This window comes from Paenibacillus sp. Soil766 (assembly GCF_001428105.1).
Lineage (GTDB): Bacteria > Bacillota > Bacilli > Paenibacillales > NBRC-103111 > Paenibacillus_E.
The window spans coordinates 195,465-205,963 of the sequence record NZ_LMSJ01000004.1; the positions used below are offsets into that span (position 1 = coordinate 195,465).

Here is a 10,499-nt window from a genome sequence, read left to right on the forward strand (position 1 = left end):
TTTGCCTTGACCGCAAAGCGTGAATAAGAATTGGTCATTGTTCCTATGACTTAGGATCAGGTACGATCGTTTCAAGCAAAACAACGAGATGCGAACGTAATCATGAGAGGTGATGACATTGTCACATAGTCAGGTGGAACAGTTTCAGAAAGTGATCCCGAGTGGACTCGAGGAAAACAAGACAGCTAAGAAATCATGGGTACACGAGTGGCAGGTGGCGCTAAAGCGTGACAAATATTTATATCTATTGGCAGCGCCAGGATTACTATTTTTCCTCATTTTCAAGTATGTACCGTTATGGGGATTATTGCTTGCTTTTCAAAATTATTCTCCTTACTTAGGTTTCTGGGATAGCGAATGGGTTGGATTGAAATACTTTCATGAGTTTTTCACGAATCCTGATTTTATGATGTTGTTTCGAAATACGATGGCGATTTCACTTCTTAATATCGTATTTTTCTTCCCGATTCCTATTGTGGTGTCCTTATTGCTGAATGAGGTCAAGAGTTTACCTTTTAAGAAAATTGTACAAACGGTCATCTATTTACCTCACTTCCTATCTTGGGTGATCATCGTCGGTATTTGTTTCTTGATTCTAGGTCAAAGCAGTGGCGTCATTAACCAATTAATCGTCGAATTCGGCGGGCACAAGATTGAATTCCTAACGGAGCCTAATTATTTCTGGGCCCTCCTTACGGCTCAAAGCATTTGGAAAGAAGCGGGCTGGGGAACGATTATCTTCCTTGCCGCACTTGCTGGGATTAATTCAGAGTTGTATGAAGCCGCGCAAATCGATGGGGCAACAAGATGGCAGCAGATGCGCAATGTCACGATTCCTGGTATCAAAAGCACGATTATTGTTTTGTTAATTCTACGTTTAGGCCAAGTGATGGATGTAGGTTTTGAACAAATCTTCCTTATGGCAAGCGGACCCGTATCGCAGGTGGCTGACGTATTTGATACGTATGCATACCGCGTAGGTATTCAACAAGGTCGGTTCAGCTATGCAACGGTTGCTGGATTATTCAAATCAGTTGTAGGTCTTATACTGGTCGTTACGGCAAATCGTGTAGCCAAGAAGTTCGGCGAGGAGGGACTTTACTAACATGGATAATCAGATGGGTTCTAGAATATTTAATGTCCTAAACTACACGGTGTTAACAATCATTGGACTTGTTACCTTACTGCCTTTCATTTACGTTGTAATCATTTCATTTACCGATCCAACGGAATATCTGACGAAGTCCTTAGTGCTGATTCCTGAAAAATGGAGTTTATCTGCTTATGAATACATCTTCTCTACGAATGCTTTCGTTCATGCGATGGGGATAAGCGGCATACTAGCGGTATTCGGTACCTTGTTAAGTTTAATTGTGACTAGTGCATTAGCCTATGTGCTCTCTCGCAAAAGGTTAAAAGGGAAGAAATTCTTTCTTGTCGCAATTCTTATGACGATGTTGTTCAATCCGGGCATGATACCGAACTATTTGCTTGTAGATAGTCTTGGTTTAATGGATTCTATTTGGGCACTTATTTTGCCAGCATTGACTAGTGCTTGGTACGTGTTCTTAATGAAAAATTTTTATCAGGAAATTCCTGATGAACTAGAGGAAGCAGCCAAAATGGATGGTTGTTCGGATGTAGGCGTATTTTTCCGCATTATGCTGCCGATTTCCGTCTCAGCCCTTGCCGCATTCGGATTATTCTACGCGGTAGCTTACTGGAACACGTACTTTAGCGGCGTGCTTTATATCAATAGTGATAGCTTGCGTCCCTTGCAGGTACTCCTTCAAATGCTGCTCATTTCCGCATCACAGATGGCTGATCCCTCAGTTGCCGCTATGTTGGAAAGTGAACGAACTGTGCCACCACAGGTAATCAAGATGGCTGCCGTTGTGATCTCGTCCTTACCGATCGTCATGGTATATCCGTTCTTACAGAAATATTTTGTTAAGGGTATGATGGTTGGTTCGGTGAAAGGGTGAGTGAACCATAAGGAGAGGGGTGATGCTGGGAAGTACTGGACATGCAGGTTCATCATTCTGATTGTATAATAAGCATATAAACGGGAGGTCTTTACATGAAACCAATGGTCAAAAAATTGGCAGTACTCTTAACAGCAACGGGTCTAGTCGCTTCTTTAGCGGCTTGTGGGAAAGCGAATGAAGCTGCGCCAGCAAGTTCGGCAGCGAGTACAACGGCGGCATCAGCTAAACCTGCAAAACCAACCGATATATCCATTACAACGCTTGCTTTCGCCGCAGCACCTACAGGTGAGTTGGAAGCTGTAAAACAGTTAAATGAGAAGCTCAATGTCAATCTGAAATTAAATTGGATTCCTGCAGCCCAAATTACAGAGAAATTAAATGCGCTGCTCGCATCACGAGATTTACCAGATGTGTTATTCCTAGAAGATTTTAACTATACGCCTGCATTCCTTAATGCAGTAGATCAAGGTGCTTTCTGGGATTTAAGTCCATACATTAAAAGTTATCCTAACCTGGCTAAATATCCAGATAACGTATATAAGAATGCATCTTTGAAAGGTAAACTGTACACCTTGCCACGGGTAAGACCATTGGATGGCCACGAGTCCATGCTGATTCGTAAAGATTGGTTGGATAAGCTGGGTTTACAAATGCCGAAAACGATGGATGAGTTGTCCAAAGTTCTCGAAGCCTTTGCACAGAAGGATCCAGACGGCAACGGGAAAGCAGATACGTATGGTGCTGCTCTTCCAGGAGCAAATGGACCTTCGAGCACGATCCTATCCATGTTCGGTACAGGCACGAAGTGGAAAGATGAGAACGGCAGTCTGATTCCGTATTGGTATACACCACAAGCCAAAGATGCACTTGCTTTCTGGAATAAATCCTATAAAGCAGGCGGTATTCTTCCGGATTTCCCTGTACTCAAGGCAGCACAAATTAAAGATATGCTCGTTCAGAGTAAAGCAGGGGTAGCATTCGCGAATGTTAGTGATGCATATAAATATAATGTGGAGTTGCAGAAAGTAAATCCGCAAGCCAACCTCATTGCTGCTGAAATACCAAAAGCACCAGATGGCAAATTGTATTATGAGCAAGCAAGTGGTTATTATGGACAATTCCTAGTCAATAAGAAATCCGTTGATGAGGCGAAATTGAAGAAAATTCTAGAAGTTTACGATTACACGGCTACTATTGAGGGCTATAATTTGGCAACTTACGGCATCAAAGATGTTGACTTCACCGTCAAAGCTGACGGAAGCGTAGAACAAACCGAAGAAGGGAAGAAAAAAGGATATTCAGGCGATACGACAGGCCAGTGGGTAACGGGGTACTTTGATAAGTATTCAAGAGCCAAGACAGCAGGTATGCCAAACGAAGTTTACCAAGCCAATGTAAAAGTCATTGATACGATTTCCTCCATTCCAGATCCAACTTACGGGTTGATGAAGTCCGCGCCATATAAGGAAAAAGGAGCAGACTGGGATAAAAAGGTGAACGATATGATGGTCAATGTCATTGTTGGTAAAAACTCACTTGAAGATTGGGATAAACTGGTGAAACAGTTTAAAGATGATACAACTTTCCAACAGCATATTAAAGAAACGAACGATTTCTACAAAGAGAAATCCAAATAAGTCTGATAAAAAGAAAGGACCCGATCGTGCCTGATGATGGCGTGGTCGGGTTTCTTTTAAAATCAAACATGGGGAGTAATCAATAGGGGGGAAGGGAAGGGGCTGTTGGTGAACACTATAGGTGGATTCAGTTTATTCTTCTAAAGCACATCGAAATAAGGAGAGATAGAAATGATGGTGAAGAAACCAAGTCTCAAGTTCGTAGTTTTGACAGATACCCATATTAAAGACACGTTGGAGGGGACTGAAGCCCAGAATTGGGATCAGGCTCTCAAGGATATCTTGGCAACTTCTCCAGATTGTCACGGGATCATGCATGTCGGTGATATCACGGACAATGGGGAGCGAGCGGAATTTGAAATGATGAAACAGATTTGGAAAGCTAACATGGAAGGGCTGCCGCCAATCTACTTTACTTACGGTAACCATGATGTGCGTTGGAAAGATCTGAATAGGCAGATGTCGTTATTTACAGAACATACGGGGATTCAAAATACATACTATGATTTGTGGTTGGAAGGGTATCATTTTATATTTCTTGGCACAGAAATTGGCTTGAAAGACTGCGCTTATTTATCAGAAACTCAGCTCGAGTGGTTGGATCAAAAGTTGTCAGAACAGGAACTGATGGAGAAACCGGCATTTATTTTTGTTCATGAGCCGCTGTTGAATACGGTTGCAGGATCCCAAAGTAAGTTTGGCTGGAACGGGATCAGGCAGGATGCAGAATTAAAGATGATTCTAGCCAAACACCCGCAATCCATTGTCTTTACCGGTCACACGCACTGGGAGCTGGGTGCAAAGGAGACGATGTACAACAGGAAATATGCGACCATGTTTAATGCGGCTTCTGTAGCTTATTTATGGACAGATGACGACGTCTTGAAAGAGGGCTCACAGGGTTTGATCGTCGAAGTTTACGAGGATAGGGTCCTTGTAAAAGGAAGAGATTTCTCCTCGAAATCGTGGGTTACTGATGCGGCATATACGGTACAACTGCCAGTGGCCATTCCAGTGGTGGATCTGACGATAGATCCGGATTGTACGCTCCGTAATCCTGCCATGATTATGAACAAATCTGTCTATCAGTCCTATGAACAAATTGACTAAGAGAAGATGCCTTCGGCATTTATCTAAGAGGAGCGACACCGAGTGAGACAGAACCTATTCATCCTATTGTCTCCGTGCAGACCAAAACGTTCGGCCAGCCAGATGGAAAGTTGATTTTTAGTAGCCTGGAGCTTCCCGTTGGAAGTTACGATATGATTTATTTGGGTGAAACGCTGAATACGGAACTCACTCGTTTGCCTTTTGATGTAGTGGCAGACGTATAGGGGGAATATTGTTCATATAAAATACAGAGAGTCAAATTTAGTACGCGTGAGGAGCAATATAGAGATGGCAGTTTCCATAGAAGAAGCAGTAAGGGTTGTTCCCACTCCACGCCAATTGGCTTGGCAAGAGATGGAGTTTTATGCTTTTATACATTTCGGTATGAACACATTTACGGGGAGGCAATGGGGATTAGGTGACGAGGATCCTCAGTTGTTTAATCCAACAGCCTATGATGCTGCACAATGGGTCGAGTCCTGCCGATTAGCAGGAATGACGGGGGTCATCCTGACCTGTAAGCATCACGATGGATTTTGTCTGTGGCCAAGTACTTACACGGATCATTCGGTCAAATCCACCACATGGCAGGATGGGCAAGGGGATGTTGTAAGAGATGTAGCCGAAGCTTGTTGTGAGCAGGGATTGAAATTTGGTGTTTATTTGTCACCATGGGATCGGCATGAGCCTAGTTATGGGGATTCCCCAAGATACAATAACTTTTTCCAGAATCAACTAAGAGAAATTCTTACGAACTATGGTGAAGTTTTTTGCGTTTGGTTTGATGGTGCTTGCGGTGAGGGCTCGAATGGTAAAATGCAGGTATACGATTGGGAAGCTGCTTATCGCATTATTCGCGAGCTGCAGCCTAAGGCTGTTATCAATATTTGTGGACCTGATGTTCGTTGGTGCGGCAATGAAGCCGGTCACACACGCAAATCGGAATGGAGTGTAGTACCTGCGTATATGAAGGATACGGAGAAAATACACGCAGATTCCCAGCAGGTGGATGATGCCGCATTTGCACAGCGAATCAATACGGAAGAGGAGGATCTGGGAAGTCGGGCTGTTTTAGCACAGATAGATGACGTCATTTGGTATCCATCTGAAGTCGATGTGTCGATCCGACCACAATGGTTCTATGATCCAACGGATGATGATAAAGTCAAAACCGTAGAGGAATTGATTGATTTATATGAAAGTACGGTGGGTGGGAACAGTGCGCTGCTGCTCAATATTCCACCTGATCAGCGCGGGCTGATTCATGAGACGGATGCTAGGCATCTGCGTGAGTTGGGTCATTGGCTTCGCAGAACGTATGCGATAGATCAGGCTGCAGGGGCGAAGGTGAGGGCTTCTCATACCAAGGATAGTGATGTGGATGCCGGGCATGTCACGGATGGACGTTCCGACACGTATTGGTGCCCTCCAGAGGGGACTGATCGTGCTGAACTGGAGATTGATCTTGGTGGGGATATGACATTTGATCGTATCGTGTTGCAGGAGTATATCCAAGCAGGACAGCGGATTGAACGTTTTCAATTGGCTTATAAGCAGGGAGAAGAATGGAAGCCGTTATACGATGGCACGGTGGTTGGGTATAAGAAAATATGCCGAGTCGAGAGGACCAATGCAAGGTATATACGTCTTGGGATCACAGAATCGCGTGTGAATCCGACGCTAAGTCACATCGGCGTGTATGACACCGGAGCGTGAATTGTTTCACGATAAAAAGGAGTTAGGCAGTATGTAGCTGCTTAACTCCTTATTGCTATTGAAGGCCGTGGAACAATCCCTGGGGCATTTTCCCCTCCCAAGACGCGGGGGCTGTAAGTCCCAGTGCATGCGCGACGACGGTTGCTGTGTCGGCAATGTTGACATCGTCGAGCTGAGTGCCAGGTGCGATGCCAGGACCCTTACAGCTCCAGAAAATGGTTTTGTCCATCGGATGATCACTGCCGTGATCGAATGCGCTCTCGCCGCCGCCGCCGTGATCGGTGACCGCAATGATGAGACTATCGTCAATGAGTCCAGCAGTCTCTAGGGCATCCAATATAACGCCGGTTTGGCGGTCTGACTCTTCGATAACGCGCAGTTGTTCGGGCATATTGTACCCGTACTTATGACCAGCGGCGTCGGGGAGATCCAGTTGCACATAGAGCAACTTGAAATCAGGGTTCTCATGTATGTAAGCAGCTATAGCTTGGACTAGCTCATCATCAGGCATTGAAATTTTGTGGACGCCGATTGAAGGTTCAATAATCCCATCGTTAATGGGCTTCCAGGCGCTGTAGGCGGCTAGCTTAGCAAGTGGGAATGTTTCTCTAGCAACGCGGAAAATAGATGGATAGGGTGAATCGTCGGGGAAGATTTCAACTTCTGCTTTGGTATTCGTAAGTCCATGTTTCACAGGATTAACTCCGTGCAGTAACGTTCCCCAACACTCAGCACTGATCGTAGGCGATGCAGTTTGCGCTTCGAGCGTGGAAGCACCTTGCTGGAACAAGCGGTCCAAATTCGGGGTATGCGCATCACGGACAAAGTTGCCGGCGCCATCCCAACCAATAATAATGACACGATTACAAGTGCTCATTGATGTTCCTCCTCTTTTTAACCCCAAAAGCTGATCATAAGAATGCCAATTAAGATAAGAATAGAGCAAAGAATGCGTAAGGTACCCTGTTTCTCTTTGAGGATAATGATGCCTAGCAGGGTTGCGAACACGGTCCCAATCTCGCGAAGCGGGGAGATTTGGGCAACAGGTGCGTATTTCATGGCGAACAGAAATAACAAATAAGATGCTGGATTAAGAATTGCACCCAGTGCAATCGTTTTGAAGTTTATTGTCCACTCTCTGCGCAGTTGTTTGGATGCAAGGACAAGCGGTGTGAGCCCTGCGACGAATCCGATATTCGTCACTTCTAATAAGGCAATAGGCGAGACATGTGCCAGATTCAGCTTATCGACAAGTACGTAGCAAGTCGTGCACAGCCCTACACTGAGCGCCATAAGGAAAGGCTTAACTGATTTGACAGACGTCTGTTCAGAAGGTCGCGCACTTGTGAAGATACCGCTGAGTAACAGGAAGCCAGTCACCATGCAAAGCAGCCCCGTCCATCCGAGAGGCGATAAGGATTCGCGTAGAAACAAGACACCGACAATCGGGATGAATAAGGTGTTAGTACCTCTCATAATCGGATAGATTTGCGAGAGATCCCCCATATTGTAGGTGCGCGAGAGCAAGAGAGCATAAACAGCTTGTAAAGCGGCTGAAAGTAGAAGTAGTCCGTAGGCAGATAAAGTTAATGGGTTGAACCATAATTCTTTGATTAAGTATGGAAGTAGGATAACAGTGGTGACCATGATGATGGACCATAGGAAGACGCCTTTGTTCAGGCTGCTTTTGGTAAATAAGCTCCAGATGGCATGGGCAAGTCCTGAAGCAATAACGAGTAATATTGACGCAGTTAACAAGTGATCAGCTCCAAACAAAAGTGAAGTTACAGCGTTGGTTGGTGTTCGGGTTGATCGCGGATGACGGTGCCGTCAGCGAGGCGCAGCCAAGTTTCGAACGAGCGTTCACCTTCACGGAGGCGAATCATTCTGGCACCGCGATGAAAGCCTTCTTTGCCATATGTATTGTAGCCAGTTGCTCTGCCATAACAGAGACGAATCCCGTGAAACTCTCCCCAGTAATCGTTGATGTGGTCATGTCCACAGAAGGTTCCAACGACATTGCCCATTTCAACCATAGCTGCAAAAAGTCCAGAATTCACGCGAGCACAGCAGACGTTCTCGTGTTTATTACCATAGCATGTCGCACGCTCCCACACGTGCTCGTACTCGGGAAGCGGGATATGGAAAAAAGCGAGTGCAGGCCGTTCACCCTGCTCGTTACGGGACTGTTCGGTATACCAGCTGATTTGATCATGGTGAATCCAGTCATAGCCTGGAATCTCAGCGACTGTAGAGTGGCTTCCTGAATCGAAAAAATATAAACTCGCTGCTGGTTGCCCGTCACGGCCATGGAGCGGGAGACGGTAGTTGCCAACGCCGCTAAGCTCGGCAGGTCCAGGTTGAGTCACTGAATAGGGATACGTGAGGACACTGTTCATGAGTTCTTGTCTTGTGATGAGGGTTTCGGTGTCGTGATTACCAAAAGCCACAGCCCATGGAATTTGGCGAGCTTCAGCAGCTTGCACAGCGTCGCGAAAAGCTTGGAGTGGTTCTTTACAGTGCTGTTTACCTTCCGAAACAGGTCCTGTATAAATAACATCACCGGTAAATACGACGAGATCAGGCTGCTCCGCATCGAGTACTTCCTCCATCAGACGGAGGGTTAGTTGATCTTCCTTTCTCCCATCCATCCAGTGTAAATCTGTAAATTGCGTGATCGTAAATGTGGAATCTTCACGAAAAGTCAGCCGTTGCTGCTTGAGCATGAGTGTAGCCCCCAATATGAAGTTTGATTGTGGAATCATGTTGAATCAATAATAAATGTTGTTGTTTGTTGACAATTGTATACCTGGTTAAGAGGGGCTGTCAACGAACAATTTTTGCGAGGGAGGAACGGCGGCATCCGTAAATTGACACACGTAGCGCTAACCCCTACACTAATGAAAACAACATAAAACAACAACATAAAACAACAACATATACAACAATATAAAACAACAATATATACAAACTATCGGACATGTTAGGAGGCCCTAATGTCATTAACCTATGAAGATCGCAGGATGACGATACTGAATCATTTGGAAATGGAAGGGAAAGTGCAGGTGCATCACCTGTCAGAACTACTTACTGTTTCTACGGAAACGGTACGACGGGACTTGGACCGTTTGGAAAAGGAGGGCAAGCTGCGCAAAGTGTATGGCGGCGCCGTCAAAATGCGCATGGAGATGGTCGAACCTCCCTTTCTAAATCGTGTACAAATGAATAAACCAGAGAAAGCAGCGATCGGGAAGTTAGCTGCATCACTCGTACAAGATGGCGAAACGATCATGTTGGATAACGGGACAACCACGATAGAAATTGTCCCTTTTTTGAATGACAAGACGAATGTGACGTTAATTACCAATTCCATCCCGATTCTTAATTTAGCGATGGAAACGTTCAGGGGCAGGGTTATTTTTACTGGCGGGGAAGTCAATCAAGAATGTCGGGCAGTGACAGGCTCGCTGGTAGATCAGTTGCTTGATCAATTTAAAGTAAACAAAGCGTTTATTTCAGCTGGAGGCATCTCGTTAACGGATGGAATTACTGACTTCCATTTGGCTGAAGCGGTGATCTCGCGCAAAATGATGCAAAGAGCGGAAGAGTGCATTCTGGTTGCAGATCATAGCAAATTTGGCCTATCTACGTTTGCTAGAGTCGCGAGACTGGAGGAAATCTCTATGCTGATCACCGACGCCGGCTGCCCGAAGGAGTGGGTGGATACGATTGAGGGGCTTGGTATTGAGGTGCGGATAAGTGAGTGATGAGTAGTGAGTGATGTGAGTGGAGTAGAGTAGAGAGTAGAGAGTAGAGTGCAAGACAGAAAAAGGCCAATAGGAGGAACGGTAACCGTTCTCATATTGGCCTTTCTGCGTAATTGACAGCTGATGGGACTGCAGCGTCAAGCGGTTTAAGAGCAGCTGTAAGTCGAAAAATGAATTTAGACTTAGTAGTGGACACAACGAATTGGGGAGTTAGATAATAGACCTATCCAAATTACGAGGTGTCCGAGATGAGTGAATTCCGCCAACGTTACAATCAAAAG

General features: G+C 45.3%; 10 protein-coding genes. 7 read left to right on the plus strand and 3 right to left on the minus strand.

Features of this window, described 5'->3' with window-relative positions; all coding sequences use genetic code 11:
• Positions 1-112 precede the first annotated feature (112 nt).
• The 6 genes from ASG89_RS04710 to ASG89_RS04730 all read left to right on the plus strand — a co-directional run bounded on the left by ASG89_RS04710 (position 113) and on the right by ASG89_RS04730 (position 6,451).
• Entirely contained in the window at positions 113-1,105 is a 993-nt protein-coding gene (locus ASG89_RS04710; protein ID WP_057309182.1) for an ABC transporter permease, read from the plus strand.
• A gap of 1 nt (position 1,106) precedes the next feature.
• Positions 1,107-1,985: a carbohydrate ABC transporter permease gene (locus ASG89_RS04715; RefSeq protein WP_057309183.1), complete on the plus strand. Its 879-nt coding sequence runs from the start codon at positions 1,107-1,109 to the stop codon at positions 1,983-1,985.
• Between the two features lie 95 nt (positions 1,986-2,080).
• Positions 2,081-3,625, plus strand: a complete 1,545-nt coding sequence (locus tag ASG89_RS04720) for a hypothetical protein (RefSeq protein ID WP_057309185.1) — start codon at positions 2,081-2,083, stop codon at positions 3,623-3,625.
• A 171-nt stretch (positions 3,626-3,796) separates the two neighbouring features.
• Positions 3,797-4,735 (plus strand): metallophosphoesterase family protein, encoded by a 939-nt coding sequence (locus tag ASG89_RS04725; protein ID WP_063867679.1) that lies wholly within the window; start codon positions 3,797-3,799, stop codon positions 4,733-4,735.
• Positions 4,736-4,809: 74 nt separating this feature from the next.
• Complete coding sequence (locus ASG89_RS37455) at positions 4,810-4,959, plus strand: hypothetical protein (protein ID WP_157276525.1); 150 nt, start codon at positions 4,810-4,812, stop codon at positions 4,957-4,959.
• Between the two features lie 64 nt (positions 4,960-5,023).
• The gene (locus tag ASG89_RS04730; protein WP_057309187.1) at positions 5,024-6,451 is read left to right on the plus strand and encodes an alpha-L-fucosidase; all 1,428 of its coding nucleotides are present in this window, start codon (positions 5,024-5,026) and stop codon (positions 6,449-6,451) included.
• 55 nt (positions 6,452-6,506) lie between these two features.
• Here the strand turns inward: ASG89_RS04730 and ASG89_RS04735 are convergent, their stop codons facing one another.
• Genes ASG89_RS04735 through ASG89_RS04745 form a run of 3 tightly spaced genes read right to left on the minus strand, consistent with a single transcriptional unit; the run spans position 6,507 to position 9,177 of the window.
• Positions 6,507-7,328, minus strand: coding sequence for an alkaline phosphatase family protein (locus ASG89_RS04735; protein ID WP_057309189.1), 822 nt, complete (start codon positions 7,326-7,328; stop codon positions 6,507-6,509).
• Positions 7,329-7,345: 17 nt separating this feature from the next.
• Positions 7,346-8,209: a GRP family sugar transporter gene (locus tag ASG89_RS04740; protein WP_057309192.1), complete on the minus strand. Its 864-nt coding sequence runs from the start codon at positions 8,207-8,209 to the stop codon at positions 7,346-7,348.
• A gap of 26 nt (positions 8,210-8,235) precedes the next feature.
• Positions 8,236-9,177 carry a metallophosphoesterase family protein gene (locus ASG89_RS04745; protein WP_057309193.1) on the minus strand — a complete coding sequence of 314 codons (942 nt, stop codon included), beginning with the start codon at positions 9,175-9,177 and terminating at the stop codon, positions 8,236-8,238.
• Between the two features lie 270 nt (positions 9,178-9,447).
• Here ASG89_RS04745 and ASG89_RS04750 point away from each other — a divergent pair, with 270 nt between their 5' ends.
• The gene (locus ASG89_RS04750) at positions 9,448-10,218 is read left to right on the plus strand and encodes a DeoR/GlpR family DNA-binding transcription regulator (RefSeq protein ID WP_057309194.1); all 771 of its coding nucleotides are present in this window, start codon (positions 9,448-9,450) and stop codon (positions 10,216-10,218) included.
• Positions 10,219-10,499 lie beyond the last annotated feature (281 nt).